The organism is Pantoea sp. E956-1 (assembly GCF_982223955.1).
This window is the reverse complement of the sequence record NZ_CEUYZP010000001.1, coordinates 777,671-800,760: the sequence shown is the minus strand read 5'-3', so window position 1 is coordinate 800,760 and position 23,090 is coordinate 777,671. Positions and strand designations below refer to the sequence as shown.

Below are 23,090 nucleotides of genomic sequence, written 5' to 3'. Positions count from 1 at the left end.
GACGTCACACATTCTCCGGCCATGGCGGGGAATGCCAGTGAAATGTCGGAGGTTAAGTAAGACTCATTTTTTTGGGAGCCAGGTCACTATCCCTGAAAACACGGGGTTTTCTGATAGGACAATTCTCAAAAACATTTGTTTTACGAAAGTGTGATGTCTCAGCGTGCGTTGACAATGCCGGAAAATACATTTTTTAACAAGAAATATTACCTAAAGTTTTTTTTCTTGTAAATTCAGTGTCTTGTCGATTTTGCCTGCACATTCACAGTCTGACAGCTTCTGTGAACCACCCCACTAAAATACGCGAAGCCCGGTTTAATAAGAATTATTTTCAGACTCTCCGCACGTTTATCAGAATTTCCTTAGTTGCATTCTGGAAAACATGGTTCGGAAAATGCACGGATGGTTTTGCGATACTTAAGTATCGTTATGCAAAGATAGTTAGAAACTTAATGTTCAGGGGCGGGATAGTTCTGTCAGGAACACGGCGAGTAAATCAAATACTTCACCGAACAAATGCTCACAGAACGGGGCTAGCAGGGGCATCAGCAAGCTGATGGTCAAAATTCCGACTGATAAGGTAATCGGGAAGCCAATTGCGAAGATTGATAACTGTGGTGAAACACGGTTTAACAAACCCAGTACCAGATTTACCATGAGTAACAAAACGATTAAGGGCAGCGCTAACATCATGCCATTAAGGAAAATTAATCCGCCAGATTTCACCAGTGCCATAAATGCATTGGCATTTAGCGGCTGACCGCCAATCGGCAGCGTATGAAAACTGTCCGCCAGCAGCGAGATCAGCCACAGGTGTCCGTTAAAGGTCAGGAACAGCAACATCGCCAGCATGTCGAGAAAACGGGCCAGCACCGGCATGTTAAGACGGCTGCCAGGATCGAAAAAGGTGGCGAACGAGATGCCCATCTGTAAACCAATTACTTCCCCGGCAAGGCGCACGGCAGCAAAAGCGAACTGCATGGTGAAGCCGAGTGCAATACCAATCAGCATCTGCTGAATCAGCAGCAGGAAGCCTTCAGGGGAAAACAGGGTGACATTGACCGCAGGTAACAACGGCATCAGCAGCCAGGTGATCATCACCGCCAGACCGATTTTGACACGTTTGCTGACGGATCGTTCATTGAGGATCGGTGCGGTGGCGAATAACGCCATGATGCGCACCAGTGGCCAGAAAAACTGGCTGACCCATTGAACCAGCTGGCTGCTGTCGAGAGTAATCATCAGCCGATGATGTAAGGCAGGTTGGTAAAGACGGTGCGGATATAGTCCAGCAGCAGATTCAGCATCCACGGGCCGGCAATGATACCGGTGGTGGCAACCGCCAGAATCTTAGGAATAAAGGATAAGGTCTGTTCGTTGACCTGGGTCGCGGCCTGGATCAGGCTGATCAGCAAACCGCTGACCAGTGCGGCCAGCAGCAGCGGGGCGGCCAGCATCAGGGCGACGCGCATCGCTTCCTGTCCCATTACCATTACTGATTCGGGTGTCATGTGTTGCTCCGGTAAGAAAAGGGGGATCAGGAGTAGAAGCTTTGCGCCAGTGAACCGACCAGCAGTTGCCAGCCATCGACCAGAACAAACAGCATCAGTTTAAACGGCAGCGCGATGGACGCTGGCGGAACCATCATCATCCCCAGCGCCATCAGCACGCTGGCAACCACAAGGTCGATGATCAGGAACGGGATAAAGACGGTAAAGCCAATCTGGAAAGCCGTCTTCAGCTCGCTGGTGACATAGGCAGGCAACAGAATACGCATTGGCACCGCTTCAGGACCGGCAATCGGGGCGGTATTCGCCAGACGGGCAAACAGGGCTAAATCCGCTTCACGGGTCTGACGCAGCATAAACTCGCGCAGCGGCTGGGCACCTTTATCAATCGCCACTTCCATGCTGATCTTGTCCTGGCTGAACGGCAGATAGGCATCCTGATAAATCTTGTCGAAGGTCGGTGCCATAATAAAGAAGGTCAGAAACAGCGACAGTCCGAGCAGCACCTGGTTAGGCGGTGCAGAGGGCGTGCCCAGAGCGTTACGCAGTAAACCAAACACAATGATGATACGGGTGAAGCTGGTCATCATCAGCAGCACGGCCGGAATAAAGGTCAGCGCAGTGATAAAGACCAGCGTCTGAACCGGCAGTGACCAGCTCTGACCGCCATTCGGCAGCGAGTGACTCACCAGGCCCGGTAGCTGGGCATGGGCAACCGGTGCCAGTAACAACAGTGGCAATAAAGGAAGCAGTCGACGCATCATTGTGGTTTTCCGGGACGTTTAACCAGATTCTGTAACAGCTGACGAAAATCCTGTGGCGCACTGTTTACCGGCGTCACAGAGACCGGTTCACCCGGCGGCAGAGTATGCAGATGGGTAATCTGCTGTGCGGTGACGCCCAGTACCAGACGGGCATCAGCGGTATCGACAATCACCACCCGCTCACGCTGGCCCACTGAGACGCTGGCTGTAAGTTTAAGCTCCTGGCCGCTGACCTTTTTCGGCGCGAAGCCGACACGGCGTGCCAGCCAGGCGCAGGCCAGAATCAATAAGATAATCACGGCTAACACGCTGCTGACCTGGGCCAGCATAGAGCCGGTCGAGATCGCCTGAGCATGCGGTGCAGCCGGTTGCAGCGTTTGATTCTGGCTATTCATAATGTGACTCTTTAGCGACTCAGACGACGCATACGTTCAGATGGGGTGATGATGTCAGTGATGCGCACACCATATTTGTCGTTCACCACCACCACTTCACCCTGAGCAATCAGGTAACCGTTGATCAGGATATCCAGCGGCTCACCCGCCAGGCCATCCAGTGCCACCACTGAACCCTGCGCCAGACGCAGCAGCTCTTTGATGGTCATTTTGGTGCGACCCAGTTCCACGGTGAGTTTCACCGGGATATCCATAATCAGATCGATATCCTGCAGCGATCCAGCGACGTTGCCGCTGTCGAATGATTTAAAGACTTCGTCGGTCTGCGGCGCACTGCCGCTGCCGACCTGCTCATTCATCGCTTCAGCCCACAGATCGTCCGCAGAGATATCGTCAGACGGTTTATTACTGTCAGTCATGGGGCTGTTCCTCGTTCAGCGAATTCAAAATCGGGTTAATCAGGTGTTCGACACGGAGCGCGTACTGACCATTCATCGTGCCATATTGGCTGGTTAAGACCGGGACGCTATCGACATGGGCGATAATGCGTTCCGGTTTCTCAATCGGCAGCACATCACCGGGTTTCAGCTGCAAAATGCGTGACAGACGCAGTGAGGTTTCGGCAAAGTGCGCGATCAGTTCCAGCTCCGAGTGCTGCACCTGTTTGACCAGGTTATCGCGCCAGTGGTTATCTTCCTGACGTGAGTTTTCGAGCGGTGGATTCACCAGCAGCTCGCGCAGCGGTTCAATCATTGAAAACGGGATGCAAATATTAAATTCACCCACCAGGTTACCAATCTCCACCTGGAACGGCGTGTTAACCACGATGTCGTTCGGTGAAGTGGTGATGTTGGTGAACTTTACCTGCATCTCTGAACGTACATACTCGACGTCCAGTGGATAAATGGCCTTCCAGGCGTCGCTGTAACCATCCAGCGCCAGCTTCAGCATGCGGCGAATAACGCGCTGCTCGGTATGGGTAAACTCACGGCCTTCGACTTTTGTCGGAAAACGGCCGTCGCCACCAAACAGGTTGTCGACAGCGATAAACACCAGGCTCGGTGAGAACACCACCAGCGCAGTGCCGCGCAGCGGCTTCAGGTGGATCAGGTTCAGGTTAGTTGGCACCGGCAGATTGCGGGCAAACTCGTGATACGGCTGAATCTTGATCGCCCCGACGCTGATATCCGGGCTACGGCGCAGCAGGTTAAACAGCGCCATACGGAAACTACGGGCAAAACGCTCATTAATAATCTCCAGCGCCTGCAAACGCTCGCGAACCACACGGCGCTGGGTGTTCGGATCGTAAGGACGAATATCGCCTTCCGGTCCGTTTTGTTTCTTTTCTTCTTCCGCACTGCCGCTGTCGCCGTTTAAAAGGGCGTCAATTTCAGCCTGGGAGAGAATGCTATCGCCCATTGATTCACCTCAAAATGAAGGCAGTAAACAGCACATCGTTTACAGCCTGCGGAGGTTGACCTTTTACCAGCGGGGGTGTCAGCGCCTGTTTGATTTGTTCAACAAGCGCCTGCTTTCCTTGCTCTGTCGCCAGCGCCGCAGCGTTCTGACGCGAGAGCAGCAGCAGCAAACGGCTGCGCACCTCAGGCAGATAGTCATTCATCCGATGTCGGGTATCCTCATCGGCCAGACGCAGGGTAAAGCCTACGTAAAGCACGCGGTCAGGATCGTTGTCGGGATTGACCAGGTTAACCGTAAATGTATCAAGTGCAAAAAAGACCGGAGCGGGAGGCGGTTCAACTTTCGCCACCTCAGGCTTATCGCCCTCATGTTTGTTCATCATTCGCCAGACTGCATAGCCTGCCACGCTGCAAGCGGCCAGCGTCAAAATGAGCAACACTGGTATTAAGAGTTTACGTTTGCTGCCTTTTTTTGCTTTCGCGTTATCAGACATGGTGCAGTTACTTCCTGTGAATTATGGGCAAGCCTCTCGGCTCACGAGACAGATTATCCGCGTCTTAAGTCAAACCAATGGGTAGAAAAGACGCGGGTTTTACGCTTACCTTCAGCGTTTGCCGCTGTCAGGCGAAAGTGTCGACGGCGCTGTTGCCGCTAACGCGAGCCTGAAGGGCGGCGGGAACGGCGATCGGCGTAATGTCGGTGTCACTGTCCTGGGTGAGGGAGAAGCGGCCATGTTGTCCATCGCGGCGCGCCTCCTGCTGCTGCTGGAATTGCTGGCCCTGCGCGGAACTGTCACTGCTCACCTGACTCTCGCCCAGGTTGATACCGCTCTCTGCCAGCGCGCTGCGCAACTGCGGTATCGCGGCTTCCAGGGCCGATCTGACGTGGCTATGGCTGGAAACCAGACTAATTTGTGCCTGGTCGTTATCCAGTTTCAGGCTGATCTGGATAGCGCCAAGGTCTTCCGGATGTAACCGCAACTCCGCGTTCTGCTGACCGTTGCGGCTGAACATCACAATCTGCTGACTCAGCGCCTGCTGCCACTCGTCGCTGCCCAGCTGTGAGTTCAGCGTCGGCGTTGACGGGGTGCTGATGGTCGCGGAGGCGGTCACCGGCGCGGGCAGGCTGCTGGCGGTGGCGATTGGCATCGCGTTGATCGCGTTATCGCTGGCGCTGACTTTAATTGCGCCCTGGTCATCCTGCTTAACCATATTGCTCAGCGCCTGCTGGAAACTGCTGTCGAGCGTCAGGCTGCTGCTGGTCGCACTCTGCGCGGCGGTGTTGCTCTGGCTGGCGGCAGTGGTAAGGGCCGGTTTGCTCTGTGCGTCGCTTCTGACGTCAGACTTATCATCTTCACCCGGTGCGTGGCTCTGCTGCGCGCTGTTCAGCAGTTGCGTCAGCGAGGTCTGGCTTTTCCGACCGGTATCGCTCTGGACGATCATCTCGCCCGCTTCACTGCTGACAGGGTTCGATGTGGTGGCTGTGACAGCCGCCGCACCCGGTAACATGGCGAACAGCGCCTGCATATTCTGCATATCGCTGGCGCTTAAGGGTGCAACGTCCGGCTTGTCTTTATCATCGGCTGATTTTGACCCACCTTTAATATTTTCCGGTTTAAACAGGGCGGTCAGCGCAGCAGGATTATCCAGCGCCGCCATCAGTGCATTCAGCGGTGCCTTCGGGCGGGCGTCATCGGCCGTTTCTGCTTTGGCATCAGCAGATTGCGCCGCTTTTCCCTGTTGTTTAGCCAGGCCGAGTAACTGGTTTCCCAGTGCGGTCAGAAAGTCCTGCGGCAGGGCATCGGCACCCGTAGCAAGGTCAGTTGAGACTGAGGGTTCTGCGTCGGTTTTTACCGTCGCTTTCATAGCAATGTTTGGCAGCGTAATCATTCACCTCTCCTCGATGCGGCCCGTTGGGCAAATTCGTCCATCCGTTTCTGATCGAGACGGTTTTCCTGTCGTAATGCATTTTCCGCTGCGCGCGTAATCAGCGTCTGATAGGCGTTCAGCCGTTGCTGTTTGTCACGCCAGTTGATCAGCGCCTGTTCCAGCCGCTGATTCCAGTTATTGAGCTGGTTGCGGTGCTGCTCAATCGCTTTTTCCAGCGTCTGAATAAACTGGTGATAGTTAGTCCAGCGGGTGCTGGCAATACCCGACGACATGTCATCGTTGAGCTTGTTGCGATATTCGTCCTGATAATCGAGCAGCATCGTCAGCTGCTCGTTAGCGGCGTGCTGGCCGCGACGCATATCGCCTAAATAGATGGCAGCGCGTTCGAGATCCTGCTCCGCTAAGTCGCGCAGCGTATCAATGGCATTTGCAGTTTTCATTGCCGTTACCTCGCGTTAATTCGTGTGACTAGCCAAACAGCGCATGAAGATGCAGGCTGGCGTCGTCGTAATCACTGCGCTCAAAGATGCCCTGTTGCAGGAAGGCTTCCATCTGCGGATAGAGCGTGATCGCTTTATCAAGCATCGGATCACTGCCTGCGGCATAGGCACCGACGCTGACCAGATCGCGGTTACGCTGGAAGCTGGAGAGCAACTGCTTAAACTGGCGCACCCGCGCATAGTGGTTCTCATCGATCAGCGAGGTCATCGCTCGGCTGATCGAGGCTTCTATATCAATGGCCGGATAGTGACCCGCTTCGCCCAGCCGACGCGACAGCACAATGTGTCCGTCGAGAATGGCGCGCGCCGAGTCGGCGATCGGGTCCTGCTGATCGTCGCCTTCGGTCAGGACGGTATAGAAGGCGGTGATCGACCCGCCGCCGTCGATGCCGTTACCGGCACGCTCAACCAGCGCAGGCAGTTTGGCGAACACGGAAGGCGGATAGCCTTTGGTGGCCGGCGGCTCACCAATCGCCAGCGCGATCTCACGCTGCGCCATGGCGTAGCGGGTCAGGGAATCCATAATCAGCAGCACATGCTTGCCGCGGTCGCGAAAATCTTCAGCGATACGAGTGGCGTAAGCGGCACCCTGCATACGCAGCAGCGGCGAAACGTCGGCCGGAGCGGCGATCACTACCGAACGGGCGCGGCCTTCAGCGCCGAGAATGTTCTCGATAAAATCTTTTACTTCACGGCCACGTTCGCCAATCAGACCGACCACGATGACATCCGCTTTGGTGTAGCGCGCCATCATGCCAAGCAGCACGCTTTTACCCACGCCTGAACCAGCGAACAGGCCCATACGCTGCCCGCGACCGACCGTCAGCAGGGCGTTAATGGCCCGTACGCCGGTATCCAGTACGTCGGTGATCGGCGTACGCTGCAGCGGGTTAAACGGCGGGGTGTTCAGCGGCGCGCGATAGCCGGTCTCCGGAGAGGGCAGGCCGTCCAGCGGTCGCCCGCTGCCATCGAGTACGCGGCCCAGCAGTTCCGGCCCCAGCATCATCTGTTTGCCCGCCTGCGGGTTCTCTCCGTTCTGGCGCGCATAGACCCGCGCACCCGGTAAAATGCCGTCCACTTCTTCCAGTGGCATCATCAGCAGCTTCTGGCCGTTGAATCCCACCACTTCGCTTTCGATTTCACTGATGGTTTTGCCATCGTTGCGTTCGATTACGCAGGTCGCACCCAGCGGCAGCTGTAAGCCAGTCGCTTCCAGCACCAGGCCGGTAGCGCGGGTCAGACGGCCATAACGGCGCACCGGCTGCACCTGAGCAATGCGTTTCTCAAAGGCATCGAGCGAACCGAGCCAGCGATTCAGACGAGTGGTCATTACAGTTCTCCCGGTGCGGCAAGACGGCAGAGTTCCTGCCAGCGCGTCGCGACGCTGGCATCCAGATCGCCATCTTCTGCGCTGAGTTTGCAGCCGCCAGGATGCAGGGTGCTGTCAGCGATCAGCCGCCAGCCGTGCAGATCCAGCGTCGGCCCCAGGGTCTGCTCAATGCGTTGTAAGTCATCCGGGTGAACACGCAGTTGCGGTTTGCCGCTGAACATCGGCTCCTGCTGCAGTAAACCCTGAATCTGGCGCAGCAGGGCAGTGCCATCCACCGTGGTCGCCTGACCAATCACCGAACGTGCGGCTTCCAGCGCCAGCTGCATCAGACGGGCCGCAATCACGCTGTCCAGCGATTCCAGCGTGTTCTGGAACTCCGTTACCAGCTGCTGCATCCGCGCCTGAAGTGGCGCCTGCTGCTGCTGGGCGTCGGCCAGACCCTGCTGAAAACCGGCGTCGTAACCGGCTTTCTGGCCTTCGGTCACACCCTGCTGATAGCCTTCGTTGTAACCCTGGCCCTGTGCCTCTTTGCGCATCTGCTGCTGCAGGCGTTCGAGCTGCTGTTGCTGCTCATCAACGCCATCTTCAGCTTCGTAAATTTCTGGCTGCAGCTCCGCTTCAGCAGGCTCATCGAAACGGCCTAAATCAGTGGGCTGCCACAGCTGCCAGGGGCGCGCAGAAAATGCATCAGACATATGTTTCCTCGCCACCACCAATCACCATCTCGCCTGATTCGGCGAGGCGGCGTACCACCAGCAGGATCGCTTTCTGTTCGTTTTCCACTGCGGACATACGCACCGGACCACGGTTGGCCAGATCGTCGCGCAGGATATCGGCCGCACGGGCTGACATGTTTTTGAGGAACTTCTCGCGCAGTGGCTGTTCGGCCCCTTTCAGTGCAACCAGCAGCTGCTCGGACTCCACTTCCTGCAACAGACGCTGGATGCTGCGGTCGTCCACTGCCACCAGGTTTTCGAACAGGAACATCTCGTCGATAATTTTCTGCGCCAGTTCGCCATCGAAGTCGCGTACGGCTTCGATAACCGCCTCTTCCTGCTGCGTTTTCATCAGGTTGATAATCTCGGCTGCGGTTCTCACGCCGCCCATCTTCGCACGCTTGAGGTTGGTGCCATCCAGCAGGCCGTTCAGCACTTCGGTCAGTTCGGCCAGCGCGGCTGGCTGGACACCACCGAAAGTGGCGATACGCAGCATCACGTCGTGACGCAGACGCTCGTCGAACAGCGCCACAATATCGGCAGCCTGGGCACGCTTGAGGTGGACCAGGATGGTGGCGATGATCTGTGGATGCTCGTCGCGAATAAGGTCGGCAGCAGCCTGCGGCTCCATAAAGTTGAGCGTTTCCATACCGCTGGTGGTTTCGCGCGTTTCGAGAATGTCCTCCAGCAGGCTGGAGGCGCGCTCTTCGCCCAGCGCCCGGGTCAGCACCGAACGCAGGTATTCGTTGGAGTTGAGGCTCAGCGCCGCGAACTGCTCAGCATCCGCTTCGAACTCACGCAGCACTTCAGTCAGCTGCTTATGTGACACCTGACGCATATTGGCCATCGCGCCGCTCAGGTGCTGGACCTCACGCTGGTTCAGGTGTTTGAAAACTTCCGCGGCGCGCTCTTCGCCAATGGTCATCATCAGGATGGCGCTTTTTTCGGTTCCGGTCAGACTCATAGCTCTTTACTCATCCATTCGCGAATTACCAGCGCAACAACGCGCGGATCGTTTTCTGACATGTCGCGGATGCGCTGACTCAGCACTTCTGCACTCATGCGGTTGTTAGACTTACGTTCCTGATCCAGCTCATCTTTGCTGAGCTGCACATTAAAGGCTTCTTCTTCCGGCTGTTCAGTCGCACGGGCGGCAACGGCTTCCGCGGCGGCTTTCTCTGCGGCCTGCTTGCGAACCAGATGCGGACGAACCAGTTTGCGGTAGAGGATGAAGGCGACCAGGGCAATCAACAGCCACTTACCGGCATTCATCAGCTGATCAAAGAACGACTGCTGTTGCCAGAAGGGCAGATCGGTGGTCACCGGTTCAGTGGTGTTGAACTGCGAGTTCACCACGTTGATGCTGTCGCCCCGGTTCTGGGAGTAGCCCATCGCTTCGCGGGTCAGATCTTCAATCTGCTTCAGTTGCTGTTCGTTCAGCGCAACCGCTTTGCCTTTATCATCTGCACGGAAGTTCACCACGACCGCAACCGACAGACGCTGTACGTCGCCAACGTTGACTTTGGTATGACGAATGGTGCGATCCAGCTCGTAGTTCACCGTGTCGTCACGACGCGAGTTGGTCGGTCCGGCACTGGCCGCTGCGGTGCTGGTGGTCTGGTTAGCGTTATTCGCCGCGTTGTTCTGACCGTTAGCATTCTGACCATTGGCGTTCTGGCCATTGGCGGCAGTGTTGTTCGGCGTCGTCACCGGCGCAGTGTTAGCTGGCGCAGGCTGGTTAGAGAGCGCACCCGGTACGCCGCCCGGATAAGGGCTGCCTGACTGGTCGCTGGTGCTGGTCTGACGCGAACGGATTGCTGAGTTCGACGGGTTAGCGTTAGGCTGATATTTCTCGTCGGTCTGCTCGGCGGTGTCGAAGTTAATCTGCGCGGTAACCTGCGCATGCACATTGCCCTGACCGAGAATCGGATTCAGGATCGCTTCGATACGTTGCTGGTAGCGTGCTTCAACTTCAGAGGCATACTTGAGCTGCGCATCATTCAGGTCGCGACCGGCGGAATCAGAGCGGGTCAGCAGGCGACCGGTCTGATCGACCACGGTGACGTTGCCCGGCGGTAAACCGGCGACGCTGCTTGAGACCATGTGGGCGATGGCCTGAATCTGGCCTTCATCCAGCGCACGGCCAGGCTGCAGGGTTAAGGTGACAGAAGCGGATGGCGCTTTCTGCTCACGCACAAATAAGGTTGGTTTTGGCATCGCCAGATGAACACGGGCGCTTTTAACCGGGCCGAGTGATTCGATGGTACGAGCCAGTTCGCCTTCCAGCGCGCGCTGGTAGTTAACCTGCTCGCTGAACTGGCTGATACCGAACTTCTCTTTATCGAGCAGCTCAAAACCCACCGAGCCGCCTTTCGGCAGACCCTGCTGAGCCAGACGCAGACGCAGCTCATGCACGTTCGCTTCAGGCACCATCAGCGCGCCGCCATTTTCGGCGAAGCGATAAGGGATGTTCATCTGCGTCAGCTGCGTGACGATGGCACCGCCATCTTCATCTGTAAGGTTGTTATAAAGGACGCTATAGCTGGGCTGCTTCGCCCAGAGCACCATCGCGATCACTATCGCTACAACGGCGGCGGCAGCGACGATTAAAGGAATACGCGGATTTGCGCGCAGGCGAGCGAGCAGGTCACCGAAGCCTTTCTTTTCTTGTTCTGTTGTGGCGGCTGTACTCGCATTCATGACCGATTCCTGCCTGACGTAATTGACCGGGTAAGTTGAGATGGCAAAACAGACTCCCTGACCTGCGTAGATAAAATTTCCACTTCAATGCCAGGCATTATTAGGTGATAAGGAAAATTCGATGGCTGGATAAGGTAGGTTTTTTGCTGTCATTTAGCGGCTTTGTCTCATTGACAACGTGCTAACTTTTCCCCACAGAAAAAATATCATCCTCCTTTATAAGGTATCGTTCATGTCCATTCAGGCAATTGACGGCGTACTGCAGCAGCTTCAGGCGACCTCACTGCAGGCCAGCAACCGCAGCAGTGAGGCCCCTAATCAGATCGATTTCGGTGCAACTATGAAAGCGGCGCTGGATAAGATCAGCGAGACGCAGACCACCGCCCGCACCCAGGCGCAGGATTTTGAGATGGGGAAACCCGGTATCGCGCTTAATGATGTGATGGTCGATCTGCAGAAATCGTCAATCTCAATGCAGATGGGTATTCAGGTCAGGAACAAGCTAGTGTCGGCGTATAGCGAAATTATGAATATGCAGGTTTAGTGAGCTGATTCCGCTGAACAAGGCACGCCTGCGTGGAGGCGATGAGGGAGCCAGCATCAACGCCGATCACTTTGCTGAGTCTATGACCCTGTACTGGCGATAATGCAGGTGTCAATGACTATACTGCTCTTTATTACGAGCCGTGCAGCAGGGAACTCACTCTTCGGTGCAGGCGACCCGACCCCTCATCACCCATCAGCAGGACGCCAGCCCAATGCTAAAAAAACTTATCCTTATCGCATCGTTAATCAGCTTATCTCTCCCAGCCTTTGCTGCCACGCAGTGCGGGCCGTTCTCTCTTAAACCTGATAAGAGCGGCTGGTTCTCGGTGAATGGAGAACGCGCTAAAACGCAGAAAGTCACCTTTGCGAAAGAGAAGGGCGATTACGACAACGCGACGGTCAAACTGCTGGTGAAAAACAGCAAAGCGCCAGGGATGGTGGATATGGAGCTGACGAACCGTGAGGGCAAAGGGCTGTTAAGAGCTGAAATCGTCCGCACCAGCCAGAGTCAGATCCGCATACGAGGTGCCTATGATTGCGAACCGGCTAAATAGGCTGATATCTGGCTGCACACTCGTGAGCATGTCGCAGCCCTGAAACGGGCCTGATAAAAGCCTTTTGAAAGAAGAGTGAGAAAGATTGTCAGGCAAGCGCTTGTGCTCTGGCTGGCCTGACAACGTATGCCGTCTCCTGATCATCCGACCTGCATCACGCACAAGCCGACACTGCATTTAACGTGATGTTTTGCACCGCGCGATCATTGCTGAAACTGCTGTGCTGATATCTGATGCTTTTGGATCATAGTAAAATGTCGCACTGGTCTGATGATGGCTGAACTTTGCAATTTCAACCCAGGCCACGGTTTCATCATCCTGCTCAAGGTTATATCGCCTTGTGCCATCCGGCAGAGGCTCATCCTGCTCCAGATAGAGTCTATGATCCTGTGCCGCTACGCTAAGGCAGGATTCAACCTGAAAAGGATGACCGTCGAAATAAGCGGTTTTTGTTGTCGGGTGTAATCCAACCCGTCCCATATCTACGCATCCGCCCAACATACTTATGCTCAGGGCAATAATGATCTTCTTCATTAACTAAACCATCATGGTTATTTTGTAGACCAATAATATCCGGATATTGATCGTATCGCTCATTTTATTCAAAAATCTGCGCTTAATATTGCTGGCGTTACGGACTAAATGTAACATTCTGCGCAACGCATTATGATGTTAGCAACGGACAGGAACTTAGTAGCCCGCATCAGGTGACTCATGCTGCCTGCTGGTGTTAACCGTTGTCAGATGAATGTCAGGTAAATTATCATTCTAAACCGTTGCTCATTATATCTTTAGTCTGCTTTGAGACGGATGCCCGAAAATCATTGCCTGAAGCGTTTGTTAGCCAGCTTATTATAAACACGGAAAGTTTTACGCAGTATATTACACACACATCAGGTTCACTTAAAACCGGCCCAATAAAAGGCGTTATACCTCGGTTGTGTTAGGCATGTTGAGGTGTCCTGATGAAATACTTACTACTTAAGTGCCTCTGAATACTATGATTTATGACTGTTTTTTATACTACGATGAAGATATCTTGCTTGAGATGCGTCTGAACACACTTGAGCATGTTGTTGATCGGTTTGTCATTGTGGAATCACGCTATACCTTTACCGGTAGACGCCGGGAAAAGCTTCATTTTGATATTGAGAAGTTCGAACGTTTCCGCGATAAAATTATTTATATCGTTAACGATATTGCGCCCAGATTTTATCAGCAAGCCTTTAAATCGAATAGTTCTGTGGTTAATGCGGGGGAGACAGATCCCTGGGAAAATGAAGCCACTGCACGTAATCAGATTATGCAAGGGCTGGCCGGTGCGCAGGATGATGATATTGTTATTGTGTCAGACGTCGATGAAATTCCCCGACCCGAGGCGATAAAAGCATTCAGTCATCAACATCTTTGCACGACGCTACATCAGCAATATTTCAATTTTAAATTTAATGTCCGGGTTTTAAATGACGACGGCACACCGCGCTGTGCCACACTGGCTAAAATGGTGACCTGTAAAACGCTGCGAGACTTTTTTAGGGGGCAACCGGAATTGCTTCGCAATGTTAAGCGTCGTGGTACACCGATACGCGAGAACTGGTGGCGCTGGAAGTGGCTAAATTTCCGGACAAAAACCGTTAAGAATGCAGGGTGGCATTTTTCCTGGGTAATGAGCGATGAGCGCATCAGTAAAAAAATGTCTTCGATTTCTCATACCGAACGTAACTGCCCCGAATTTAACAATCCGGATCATATACGGCGCTGCGTTGAGAACAATATTGATATCTGGAACCGTCCGCGAAGGATGGAGATAGTGCCGGTGACATCCGAACATTTTCCAGCCTGGCTGGTTGAAAATCAGCACCAGCTTGCCGATCTCATTAAATCATAACGCTGATCAGCGCGCCCATCGATCGGGCGCGCCTCTCGCACATCAGCTTGCTTTATACGGATCTTTTTTATCATCCTGGCTGTCATCATTTTTGCGCGGCACTTCGCCATGATCTTTCGGCGCATCCGTGGCAGGATGATCATCTTCCTCGTAAGCATTACCAGCGTTTGGCGCGGCTTCCGGCAGGCTTTTGCTGACATCACCTTCTTTCTTACGTTCTTCATTCGTATTGTGCTTAAACATAACTCACTCCTTTTATTCCAGTCTCTTAAGTTTAGACCAGCACTGACATCCCGCATGCGAAGCGGATTAAAGATGAAAAAAAAGCCCGCCAGAGGCGGGCTAATCGGAGTTTCTCTCATACTGAACACGTCATTTTTCGATGTTTGGGTGTGTACAGCAGGTTCATGCTAACCGGGAATCCCTGATGCAGTAATGGACAAACCTGTCATGTCGCTTGCGGCAGGTCACATTCCCGTCGATAAACAGATCGATAAATAAATTCGATTGAACGGATTAACAAAAGGCATATAGTGGCCTGCGTTACCAGGAGATAGAAATTATGTTAAGAGACTATTTAAAGATTGAAGCTGAAGATCAGTTAATCGAGCAACGCTCGCTGAGCCTGAAAAATCGTGGTCAGGAAGAGGTTACCGAATGGATTATTGTAAACCGCCAGGGTGTTAAAAAAGGCGGCGTAACCCTGTTCGATAAACTCAGTACCCGCCGCTCATGGCCCGTCAATTACCGCATTATGCAGACCGATCTGCAGGGCAATGTGGTGGTGGATCAACTGACCGATGCTCTGTAGTTGCCCGGCTATAATCTCAGCCACCGTTGTACGATGAAAAGTGAACCCGCGCCAGGCGGGTTTTTTTATGGCTGGCGGTAGCGTCGCAGTTCCACCAGCGTACCAATCAGCTTCAGGCTGTCCCGGCTGGAATGCAGCTCAGGGAAGTTGATATTGACCGGTGCCAGTTCAAACTGCATGACGCCATTTTCACTGCCGCGCTGACGCCAGGTGCGTAGCAGCACGGCCTGTTGCTGCAATGCCAGTATGCAGTCGCCGGGCTGAGGTGACTGCGTGGGATCGATGATTACCACATCATTCCGCAGAATCGCGGGCGTCATCGCCTGTTCTTCCACCCGGAAGGCAAAGCTCTGCTGCGAAAGCGCCATGTCATTGTGCATCAGCAGTTCATGCCGGACGGAACCGGCCTCGCTCAGCCATTGCGGCACGTCGCGCTGTGCAAGCAGTGGGATCTGGTGCAGACCACTCCAGGCGCTTTCGCTGAAAACAGGACCATCCCCATCTATCAGAAAAGCTGGTGCGCAGCCCAGCGCTTCAGCGAGCCGCAGCAGGTTCTCACCGCGCGGCAGCGTCTCCTCTTTTTCCCATTGCGAAATCGCTACATGGGACACTTTTACCTGTTGCGCCAATTGCTTCTGCGTTAACTGCAGCGATTTACGTCGGAGTCGGATGCGGTCACCCAGCGTTTCGTTTTTCATAAGCTTGACTTTTTGGTTGAGAGTGACTTAAGTATACTTAAGCCTGGTATTTAAGCAATCTTAAATTTCATGCGGGGGACGTGGCTAAGCAGCACGCAGTAAGTTCCAGAGACCTTACCGTACAAAGGGGTGTGGCATGGAAAGTAGTCTGATTACCAGTATGGGTGCGTTAGTTCTGGGTGGGGGGGCAGCAGCACTGTTCTGGAAACCGTTATTGGCGGGAATTGCGTCAATCGTAACCAGTAATCGAGCCGGCGGCGAAATTATTACCAGCTACAAAGAGCAGGTGGTGTTGCTGAAAGAGAGCAACGTGCTGATACGGGAGGAGAACGATGAATTACGCGAACGGCACGACAGGAATCTGCGGCGTATCTCGACACTCGAAACGGATCTTCGGTTAATCAAGAATGCGGTAGGGATTTTACTGGCAATGACCGAAACCGATCAGAACGACAAATTTCGTAATGAGATTGATCGGCTTATCTCAACTCTGGAGGATCGCAGTGATGGCCACGATTAATAGCACTAAGGCACCGATGTCTTACCAGCGCAAAGTTATCCTCGGCTGCGTATTGCTAAGCTGTTCGATGATTTGCATCCTGATGACGATCATCTTTCTCTACGTCAGTAACACCGCAAACAAACGGGTCGAGGAGATCCGGGCGGATTATCGCTTAATTGCGGCGCGGCGTGATGACAGAGTGGAGCTGCTGACCGATCAGGTTGCAGCAATACAGCACAAGCTGGATGCAATACCGGATCGCATAGCCGACAAAACGGTCATAAAAGTCAAAGAGGTCGTCACTGAGAGTGAGGTACCAACCGGGAAATCCGGTCATAAACCATAACTTCCGATTATTCTTAATGCGGCTTCGCTATTATCGACTAGTTTTAAATCTCCGGGCAACATTTTGTACCTGAATGCAGGCCCGCTGATTGGCCGGTTGATGAACCGCTAAGCCTACTCACTTTGGATAAATGACCAGAAGGAAATTTAGCATGAGCGATTCAACAGAAACCAAGACCAAAACTGAATATCTGCGTGACGTGACTTCTCAGCTAAAAGAGATGCGTCACTATGCTCAGACCAACACCGAAACCCTTTCCAGCCAATGGTTAGCGTTTGACGCCGGTGAGTATAAAGACAAGACCAACGCCGACAGAATCGATGCGCTGCTAAATAAGCAGGGCAAACTGCTGGAAGATCTGGATGCCGCTATTCAGGACGTCGAGATTGAAATTAATCATAGCGAGCAGGAGAGCTAAGTCATCTCCCGCTAACTGATGTGGTGGCCGTTAAGGGATTAATCGGCCACCAGCCACATTTCCGCTTCGTCGAACATCTCTTCAACAATCCGCGCAACCGTCGCTTTATCGTTCTTACTCAAATCAGTATCAATCGCGTTACGTTCCATCGGCTTAACCTTAACTTCAATGTCAGGAAACACCCGATGCACCCGCTTTTCCAGCTCCTCACGAATCATCTCGCGGGCACCTGGTAAACCGGCAACGTTGCGCTTGTCATAAATCAACTCAACAAACATGATGGCAATCCATTCAGGGCAAAATCGCTGACATATAATACTGTAAATAAAAACAGTAGCAAGGCGGCGTGCCCGATTTCGCGTAAATTTTTATGTCGCATAAACCTCAATCTTCGACTAGCAAAATGCGCACGCATCGCGACATAATGACGGCTTACTTTTAGGAGGTCCGCGATGCGACAACTGGTAATTGATATTCTGCTAAAACTGGCAAAGATGGACGTCGATGCAAAAGAGTTGACGGCGCAACTTGAAGCGCAGTCCCTGCTTGTTGCAGCGCTGCTGGTGCAGGCGAAACAGGATAACTCGCTGACCATTTCAGAAACGGTGCAGGATGCCATTATTACTGCTTCGAAATCTTCGACCGATTTTCTGCAGTCTGATGTGGATCTGCTGCTGACGCATATTAATCGTCTGCTGGCGGTAGCAAGTTATGTTGAAGTAAAGGGTAAAGCGACAGAAGGTGAGGGGTAGGGGCGGATAAAAAATTCGCCTCTGGAGGTGGAATTGAGACAACACCTGCAGAGGCAGTGCATAAGCACTATTCGTTAAAGGACAATCACGACCTTAGTCGCACGCCGAAGTTATACACTTTCCCCCGGTTAGTACAACGTTATCTGCAGCGCCTGAACTGGTTGGAGGTGTTTTCAAAATGCAACTTCAACGCAGCCCTGATTACAGTTCGTTTTTGATGCAAAACTCTTCCCAGCTCATCCCCAGCGACTCAGCATGAGATTTGAGATAAGTCTCGATAGCCTCAGCCGCCACTGCTTTATCTGGCTCAGCGAGCTGAATAGAAAAGATCATCCCATCCAGATTCTTCTGCCGCAAAAAGGCCGCATAGATGCGTTCGGCGTGCCATTCGCGAAGCTGTCGTAGTGACAGATTAGCAGCGCGGGCGTCGCTCTCCGTTAATTCATCAAGTGCAGACTGAAAGTCGGGATGCGCGGTAAAAAACATCTCGCGCGCCTGGGCGTAGTAGGCTTCTGGCGTTTTCATATTCATATTCCTGAAAGTCTGTTGCAGCGCGTCAGTGTAGCGGGTTGTCTTCCGCTTGTCAGGCGTGACACAGGCGGGACTCAGTATCAGCTCAGCCTGTGAACTGCTCGCCAAAAACCTGACCATTGACCCCTCTGCCGGTTAAATTCTCCCGCAATCCGGGTCTGCGTGGTGTTTGAACTTCCAGATACCTTGCGTAACGCGGTGGAAAAATTATAACGTAGCCGCCATTGACGCGATCTTAGGGATTAAACATGAAAAAGTGGATGCTGATTGCCACGCTGGCACTGGGTGGCTGTGCGCAAATTAACGATTATGAAAACGCAGTACAAACGCCGGCACCCGCTGATCTGAAGGGGAACTGGCAAACCGTCGGCCCGCAGAGCAGCCTGATCAGCGATCAGGCGATAGCCAGTGTGATCATCAATGCAGATGGCAGCACACTGGATTGCCGTCAATGGCAGCGGGTAATTGCGAAGCCAGGCAAACTGACCCGGTTAAGCGGCGATTATGTCAACGTGACGCGTAAGATGCGGGTGATGCCGCTGGTAGTGAATAACGGCGAACTGAAATATGACGGTCTGACCCTGCGTAAAGTGGCGCGTCCGACTGTAGAGTGTCAGCAGGCGCTGGAAGAAGTGGCGAAGCAGCCGAAAGTCGCGGTGATTCAGAACATCGAACCGCAACTGCTGCGTACGCCGATTACAGAAAACAACGCGAAATCGTAACAGCCGATCCATAACAAAACCGCCCCGACGGGCAGAGCGCACTTCACGCTTCTGCCTGCCGGGGCGATTTTTTTACGAAGTAACTTAGTCAGCCACTGCCTTATTCTGCAACCACCCAGACGCTGACACTGCCACCGTTACAGACAAAGACCGCTGTGCCGTGCTCGTCGGCGGTAACGGTCTCTTCACGGTTACCCAGATGATCGCGCCAGACCTTGCCGGCAAAACTTTCTCCCATTGGCACACTTTTCTCACCGGCATCGCCGTTCGACATGATCACCACACAGCCTGGCTGTGTTTCGGTGCCGCTGCGGCTGAAGGCCACGCAGTTTGGGTGATCAAAATAGTCGGTCTGCACGCCCCAGCCATACTGCTGACGCGCCCGGATCAATCCTTCCAGTTCAGGGATCACCGGCATCTCGATTTTGTACTTCTCGCCGTCGCCGCCTTCATCTTCATAGGTCGCTCCGAACAGGTCGGGATAGAAAATGGTGGGCACACCCTGCTCACGCAACAGGATCAGCGCATAGGCCAGCGGTTTAAACCAGGCTTCTACCGGTGCTTCCAGCGACTGCAGCGGTTGAGTGTCGTGGTTAGCCACGATCGTCACGGCATGCCACGGATCAGCGACCACCAGCGAGTTAGTAAATATCTGGCTCATGTCGTAGGCGCTGCCTGCGGTTGAGGCCTGGTGGAAGTTCATGTGCAGTGGCGCATCAAACAGCATGGTTTTGCCTTCCACCTGATGCACATACTCCTGCAGCTTCTCCGTTTCAAACGACCAGTACTCCGCGACGATAAACATCGGCTCCTCAGCAACTTCCTGAATATGATCGATCCACTCTTTGTAGAACCATGCCGGGATATGTTTTACCGCATCGAGACGAAAGCCGGTGCAGGGCAGCTGTTCCATCACCCAGCGCGCCCAGTATTTGAGCTCTTCCCTGACCGCGTTGTTGCGGAAATCGATGTTGGCACCCATCAGATAGTCGAAATTACCCAGTTCGTTATCAACCTGGTCGTTCCAGCCTTCGGCGGTGTAGTCATTGATGATTTTGAATACGCCGTTTTCGTCCGGATTTTCGATGTGGTCTACGCCGCTAAAGCATTTGTGGTCCCAGACAAATTTTGAAAACTCCCCGGCGCGTGCCGGAAAAGTGAATTTTGTCCAGGCCTCGCACTCGACCACCTCGTCGTAGATTTCATCACGGTTATCGGGATTGACGCGGTTAACGCTGATCGCCTCTTTCTCGTCGGCACCCATTTTGTGGTTCAGCACCACATCCAGCAGCACCCCAACGTTGTGACTGCGAAGGGCTTCTGTTGCCGCCAGTAATTGCGTTTTGTCGCCATATTTGGTGGCAACACCCCCTTTCTGATCAAATTCCCCCAGGTCAAACAGATCGTAGCTGTCGTAACCGACAGAATAGCCCCCCGAACCCCCTTTGTAGCACGGTGGCAACCACGCCATGGTGATACCTATTTCGCTGAGCCAGGCCGCACGATCGGCGACTTCCGGCCACAGTTTGCTGCCATCCGGGTAATACCAATGGAAAAACTGTAATAACGTTGGGTTTTGCATGTACCACACTCCAGGGGATGATGAAAATCAAGTATGGAGTAAGCGGCAGAAAAGAGACGCCGCGCAGAAAAATAAATCTGGCGGCGTGACAGAGCAGGGGATCAGGAGAGGGTTTCGTGCGGCACCATAACAACGCCGCCTTGATTGCTATAAGCGGACATGACCGATTTCTGGCGGCTGTTCTGACCCACCAGTGAGGCCAGCTCATCCATCCTCGCCTGCAGCAGACGCTTCACTTCACTTTCGTTATCGAGAATACGGCGCAGCACCGGACGTAACTGCTCCTGAGTCTGTGCCGAGGGCGACACGGCTTCTGTCGATTGGGCTAAGTTCTGCACCGCACTGACATACTCCATCTCCCTGCTGATCAATTCATCCCATTCGCCTTGTGCTGCATGACGCAGCATTCCCTGGCTGAGATCGAGTAACTGTTGGTAAACGGTAATCAGATGCGGTGCAGTAGTCATTAAACGGCGTCCTGAATCAGGTTAGGTTGAACCACTTCTTTCCACGCGTCAGCAATGTTGCGCAGCAGGCCTTCGACCTCCTCAACCGCAGCAACATCATTGTTCAGGTTGGCATGCAACAGGCGACGCGTCATGTAGTTGTAAAGATCCAGCAGATTATCGGCCAGCTCATCACCACGGTTTTCAGTCAGGCCCTCTTTCAGGCCCGCTTCGATAATATTGATCGCTTTGGAAATGGAGCTGCCTTTGCCTGCAATATTGCCATCCTGCATAAACAGGCGGGCGCGGATTAACGCGCTCAGTGCACCGTCGAACAGCATCACAACCAGCTGCTGCTGGCTGGCGCTCATCACGGCGCTTTCTACGCCAATTTTTGCATAGGCTTTGGTGCCTGTAGCGCTGTACATGGTCACTCCTATGATTTATTAGAACTTGAGGTATCGAACTGCTGCGTCAGATACGTACTGGTCGAGTTGAGTTTACTGATGGCCAGATCCAGCTGGGTAAACTGTGTTTTATAACGTGCAATATCTGCATCAATACGATCGCTGGTCGTGTTGTAGAGGGTGGTTAAGTTGTTCAGTGTTTTACTGACGCCATCAGTAGCCGCCTGGACAATCCCTTTCGTTGCCAGCCAATCAGTCAGCTTGCTGTCGATTTTTGCTGCGATACCGGTTTTACCGTCACCAACAATCATCTCTTTCACGCCAGCCGCATCTTTGTCCAGAGCAGCAGTAACCTTGGTCGCATCCAGTTTCAATGAACCGGTTGTAGGATCAGAGGTGATGCCAATCTGACTCAGTGATTTGTAGGTGGACGAACTTTGTGCATTGGTTAGCATGCTCTTAAGCTGAGTCTGAATGGTTCGAAGCGTACTGTCACCCAAGAGCGCACCATTGCTGGAATCCTGTGAGGTTGTGTTGGTGTCAACCTTGGTATATTTAGTCAGGGTATTGAACTGATCCAGCAGCGTATTATAAGCATCGACCCAGGTGCTAAGAGCACTTGACGCTTTAGAGCTATCTTTAGTGATTGTCAGAGACTGGTCGCCCGTCGTCACTGCGGTAAGATTTAACGTTATTCCTTCCAGCGCATCACTGATCTTGTTGCTGCTGTTCTCAATATCAACGTTATTGACCGTGAGTTTGGCGTTCTGCGCCGTGACGCTTTGGGTCATCGCATTACTGCTGGCGCTGGCGTCATAGCCCACAATCCCCTGTAGCGTAGTATCGCCAGTGACAGCAATTTTCGACACCGCATTATCACTACCCGTTTCATTCGCGCTCACTGAAAGCCGGTAGCTGCCATCTGAAACTTTAATAACCGTGGCGGTCACGCCAGCATCAGCGTTATTGATAGCGTCACGCATCCCGGTCAGCGATGTCTGATCGCTGGTGAGCGTCACACTTTTACTGGTGCCATCTTTTAAGGTGATTGCAAGGCTACGGCTGGATACAGAGCTGTCACCCAACGCGGCGGTGTTGCTGCTCTGCACCGCCGAAGTAAGCACCTGCGCCTGTGCCAGCTGAGAGACGGTAATCGCATATTTACCCGCCACGGTAGTACCCGACGTGGTGGCGCTAAAGGCGCTGGAACTGCTGGTCGCGGTGGTGGCAGTAAAGAGATCGGCACTGTTCAGCTTGGTGTTAGCCGTCTGAAAGGTCGTCAGTGAACTCTTCAGCGTGGCATAGGCACTGAGCTTGGCAGTATAGGCCGTTTGCTGGGTGGATATCGGTGTGAGTGCCGTTTTTTCCGCCGTTTGCAGACTATCCAGAATGGTACTCAAATCGAGTCCTGAACCAATACCCAACGTTGAGATAGTAGCCATGTTAATTCCTTTATAAGGTCGACAGGGAAATTGATATCGGTGTTATCGGCCTTGTATAGGGAAAGTTTAACGTTATTTGCCTTAGGGTAATGAGGTAAATAAGCACTATAGAGAAGGGTAATTCAGTGACTAGAAAATTAATGAATCAGGTCTAAAGAAGTTCGGCAGGGTGGCGATAACTTAAAACGTGACAGGCTGAAACAGAAAAATTCGCCTGGTACTAA

Annotated in this window: 31 protein-coding genes; 9 read left to right on the top strand and 22 right to left on the bottom strand. The window is 53.2% G+C overall.

The genetic code is table 11. The features are described 5' to 3' along the window. Positions 1-456: 456 nt before the first annotated feature. From fliR to fliF, 13 genes are all read right to left on the bottom strand, one after another. A complete protein-coding gene (gene fliR / locus AC0T7J_RS04035; protein ID WP_010247683.1) occupies positions 457-1,242 on the bottom strand; it encodes a flagellar biosynthetic protein FliR in 786 nt (261 codons plus the stop codon). Continuing rightward, positions 1,242-1,511 (bottom strand): flagellar biosynthesis protein FliQ, encoded by a 270-nt coding sequence (fliQ, locus tag AC0T7J_RS04030; protein ID WP_003854466.1) that lies wholly within the window; start codon positions 1,509-1,511, stop codon positions 1,242-1,244. The genes fliR and fliQ overlap by 1 nt, the downstream gene beginning before the upstream one ends. Before the next feature lie 26 nt (positions 1,512-1,537). Next, entirely contained in the window at positions 1,538-2,269 is a 732-nt protein-coding gene (fliP, locus tag AC0T7J_RS04025) for a flagellar type III secretion system pore protein FliP (protein ID WP_010247675.1), read from the bottom strand. Next, on the bottom strand, positions 2,269-2,667 hold the full coding sequence (fliO, locus tag AC0T7J_RS04020; protein WP_010247672.1) for a flagellar biosynthetic protein FliO: 399 nt from the start codon (positions 2,665-2,667) through the stop codon (positions 2,269-2,271). The genes fliP and fliO overlap by 1 nt, the downstream gene beginning before the upstream one ends. An 11-nt stretch (positions 2,668-2,678) precedes the next feature. After that, a complete protein-coding gene (fliN, locus tag AC0T7J_RS04015; RefSeq protein ID WP_010247669.1) occupies positions 2,679-3,086 on the bottom strand; it encodes a flagellar motor switch protein FliN in 408 nt (135 codons plus the stop codon). Continuing rightward, a complete protein-coding gene (fliM, locus tag AC0T7J_RS04010) occupies positions 3,079-4,086 on the bottom strand; it encodes a flagellar motor switch protein FliM (protein WP_003854473.1) in 1,008 nt (335 codons plus the stop codon). The genes fliN and fliM overlap by 8 nt, the downstream gene beginning before the upstream one ends. Before the next feature lie 4 nt (positions 4,087-4,090). Beyond that, positions 4,091-4,579 (bottom strand): flagellar basal body-associated protein FliL, encoded by a 489-nt coding sequence (gene fliL / locus AC0T7J_RS04005; protein WP_473792308.1) that lies wholly within the window; start codon positions 4,577-4,579, stop codon positions 4,091-4,093. Between the two features lie 127 nt (positions 4,580-4,706). After that, positions 4,707-5,975 carry a flagellar hook-length control protein FliK gene (locus AC0T7J_RS04000; protein WP_473792306.1) on the bottom strand — a complete coding sequence of 423 codons (1,269 nt, stop codon included), beginning with the start codon at positions 5,973-5,975 and terminating at the stop codon, positions 4,707-4,709. Continuing rightward, positions 5,972-6,415: a flagellar export protein FliJ gene (gene fliJ / locus AC0T7J_RS03995; RefSeq protein WP_003854478.1), complete on the bottom strand. Its 444-nt coding sequence runs from the start codon at positions 6,413-6,415 to the stop codon at positions 5,972-5,974. The genes AC0T7J_RS04000 and fliJ overlap by 4 nt, the downstream gene beginning before the upstream one ends. 28 nt (positions 6,416-6,443) lie before the next feature. Beyond that, positions 6,444-7,805 carry a flagellar protein export ATPase FliI gene (gene fliI / locus AC0T7J_RS03990; RefSeq protein WP_473792304.1) on the bottom strand — a complete coding sequence of 454 codons (1,362 nt, stop codon included), beginning with the start codon at positions 7,803-7,805 and terminating at the stop codon, positions 6,444-6,446. Beyond that, positions 7,805-8,500 (bottom strand): flagellar assembly protein FliH, encoded by a 696-nt coding sequence (fliH, locus tag AC0T7J_RS03985; RefSeq protein ID WP_473792302.1) that lies wholly within the window; start codon positions 8,498-8,500, stop codon positions 7,805-7,807. The genes fliI and fliH overlap by 1 nt, the downstream gene beginning before the upstream one ends. Next, entirely contained in the window at positions 8,493-9,485 is a 993-nt protein-coding gene (fliG, locus tag AC0T7J_RS03980; protein WP_003854483.1) for a flagellar motor switch protein FliG, read from the bottom strand. Before fliG ends, fliH begins: the two co-directional genes overlap by 8 nt. Continuing rightward, positions 9,482-11,221: a flagellar basal-body MS-ring/collar protein FliF gene (gene fliF, locus AC0T7J_RS03975; protein ID WP_263054084.1), complete on the bottom strand. Its 1,740-nt coding sequence runs from the start codon at positions 11,219-11,221 to the stop codon at positions 9,482-9,484. Before fliF ends, fliG begins: the two co-directional genes overlap by 4 nt. Positions 11,222-11,453: 232 nt before the next feature. Here fliF and fliE point away from each other — a divergent pair, with 232 nt between their 5' ends. Then, entirely contained in the window at positions 11,454-11,765 is a 312-nt protein-coding gene (gene fliE, locus AC0T7J_RS03970; RefSeq protein ID WP_003854485.1) for a flagellar hook-basal body complex protein FliE, read from the top strand. Between the two features lie 214 nt (positions 11,766-11,979). After that, the gene (locus AC0T7J_RS03965; RefSeq protein WP_031593409.1) at positions 11,980-12,321 is read left to right on the top strand and encodes a hypothetical protein; all 342 of its coding nucleotides are present in this window, start codon (positions 11,980-11,982) and stop codon (positions 12,319-12,321) included. Between the two features lie 177 nt (positions 12,322-12,498). Here AC0T7J_RS03965 and AC0T7J_RS03960 read toward each other — a convergent pair whose 3' ends face one another. Next, positions 12,499-12,855 carry a hypothetical protein gene (locus tag AC0T7J_RS03960; RefSeq protein ID WP_473792299.1) on the bottom strand — a complete coding sequence of 119 codons (357 nt, stop codon included), beginning with the start codon at positions 12,853-12,855 and terminating at the stop codon, positions 12,499-12,501. 466 nt (positions 12,856-13,321) lie between these two features. On the opposite strand from AC0T7J_RS03960, the gene AC0T7J_RS03955 reads away from it, so the two are divergent. Next, positions 13,322-14,209, top strand: a complete 888-nt coding sequence (locus AC0T7J_RS03955) for a glycosyltransferase family 17 protein (RefSeq protein ID WP_473792297.1) — start codon at positions 13,322-13,324, stop codon at positions 14,207-14,209. 42 nt (positions 14,210-14,251) lie between these two features. Here AC0T7J_RS03955 and AC0T7J_RS03950 read toward each other — a convergent pair whose 3' ends face one another. Next, positions 14,252-14,452, bottom strand: coding sequence for a hypothetical protein (locus tag AC0T7J_RS03950; protein ID WP_010247636.1), 201 nt, complete (start codon positions 14,450-14,452; stop codon positions 14,252-14,254). Between the two features lie 319 nt (positions 14,453-14,771). On the opposite strand from AC0T7J_RS03950, the gene AC0T7J_RS03945 reads away from it, so the two are divergent. Beyond that, the gene (locus AC0T7J_RS03945; protein WP_031593414.1) at positions 14,772-15,020 is read left to right on the top strand and encodes a hypothetical protein; all 249 of its coding nucleotides are present in this window, start codon (positions 14,772-14,774) and stop codon (positions 15,018-15,020) included. Between the two features lie 65 nt (positions 15,021-15,085). On the opposite strand, the gene AC0T7J_RS03940 is transcribed toward AC0T7J_RS03945, so the two are convergent. Then, a complete protein-coding gene (locus AC0T7J_RS03940) occupies positions 15,086-15,718 on the bottom strand; it encodes a helix-turn-helix domain-containing protein (RefSeq protein ID WP_473792295.1) in 633 nt (210 codons plus the stop codon). 136 nt (positions 15,719-15,854) lie between these two features. On the opposite strand from AC0T7J_RS03940, the gene AC0T7J_RS03935 reads away from it, so the two are divergent. The 3 genes from AC0T7J_RS03935 (at position 15,855) to AC0T7J_RS03925 (ending at position 16,984) form a co-directional block, all read left to right on the top strand. Further along, complete coding sequence (locus AC0T7J_RS03935; protein ID WP_031593416.1) at positions 15,855-16,238, top strand: hypothetical protein; 384 nt, start codon at positions 15,855-15,857, stop codon at positions 16,236-16,238. Further along, on the top strand, positions 16,225-16,566 hold the full coding sequence (locus tag AC0T7J_RS03930; protein WP_473792293.1) for a hypothetical protein: 342 nt from the start codon (positions 16,225-16,227) through the stop codon (positions 16,564-16,566). Before AC0T7J_RS03935 ends, AC0T7J_RS03930 begins: the two co-directional genes overlap by 14 nt. A 151-nt stretch (positions 16,567-16,717) precedes the next feature. Beyond that, positions 16,718-16,984, top strand: a complete 267-nt coding sequence (locus AC0T7J_RS03925; protein ID WP_473792291.1) for a hypothetical protein — start codon at positions 16,718-16,720, stop codon at positions 16,982-16,984. Between the two features lie 38 nt (positions 16,985-17,022). Here the strand turns inward: AC0T7J_RS03925 and AC0T7J_RS03920 are convergent, their stop codons facing one another. Continuing rightward, on the bottom strand, positions 17,023-17,262 hold the full coding sequence (locus AC0T7J_RS03920) for a DinI-like family protein (RefSeq protein WP_003854508.1): 240 nt from the start codon (positions 17,260-17,262) through the stop codon (positions 17,023-17,025). A 174-nt stretch (positions 17,263-17,436) separates the two neighbouring features. Between AC0T7J_RS03920 and iraP the strand changes: the two genes are divergently transcribed. Then, a complete protein-coding gene (gene iraP / locus AC0T7J_RS03915) occupies positions 17,437-17,736 on the top strand; it encodes an anti-adapter protein IraP (protein WP_031593419.1) in 300 nt (99 codons plus the stop codon). Positions 17,737-17,937: 201 nt separating this feature from the next. Here the strand turns inward: iraP and AC0T7J_RS03910 are convergent, their stop codons facing one another. Next, complete coding sequence (locus AC0T7J_RS03910; RefSeq protein WP_008926858.1) at positions 17,938-18,261, bottom strand: DUF6388 family protein; 324 nt, start codon at positions 18,259-18,261, stop codon at positions 17,938-17,940. 254 nt (positions 18,262-18,515) lie between these two features. Here AC0T7J_RS03910 and yedD point away from each other — a divergent pair, with 254 nt between their 5' ends. Further along, the gene (gene yedD, locus AC0T7J_RS03905) at positions 18,516-18,989 is read left to right on the top strand and encodes a lipoprotein YedD (protein ID WP_473792288.1); all 474 of its coding nucleotides are present in this window, start codon (positions 18,516-18,518) and stop codon (positions 18,987-18,989) included. A gap of 100 nt (positions 18,990-19,089) precedes the next feature. Here yedD and amyA read toward each other — a convergent pair whose 3' ends face one another. The 4 genes from amyA to fliD form a co-directional block, all read right to left on the bottom strand. Then, on the bottom strand, positions 19,090-20,571 hold the full coding sequence (amyA, locus tag AC0T7J_RS03900; RefSeq protein WP_473792286.1) for an alpha-amylase: 1,482 nt from the start codon (positions 20,569-20,571) through the stop codon (positions 19,090-19,092). Positions 20,572-20,672: 101 nt separating this feature from the next. After that, complete coding sequence (gene fliT, locus AC0T7J_RS03895) at positions 20,673-21,038, bottom strand: flagella biosynthesis regulatory protein FliT (RefSeq protein WP_191922912.1); 366 nt, start codon at positions 21,036-21,038, stop codon at positions 20,673-20,675. Next, positions 21,038-21,445, bottom strand: coding sequence for a flagellar export chaperone FliS (gene fliS, locus AC0T7J_RS03890; protein ID WP_031593422.1), 408 nt, complete (start codon positions 21,443-21,445; stop codon positions 21,038-21,040). Before fliS ends, fliT begins: the two co-directional genes overlap by 1 nt. 8 nt (positions 21,446-21,453) lie before the next feature. Further along, complete coding sequence (fliD, locus tag AC0T7J_RS03885) at positions 21,454-22,866, bottom strand: flagellar filament capping protein FliD (protein ID WP_473792284.1); 1,413 nt, start codon at positions 22,864-22,866, stop codon at positions 21,454-21,456. Positions 22,867-23,090: the final 224 nt, after the last annotated feature.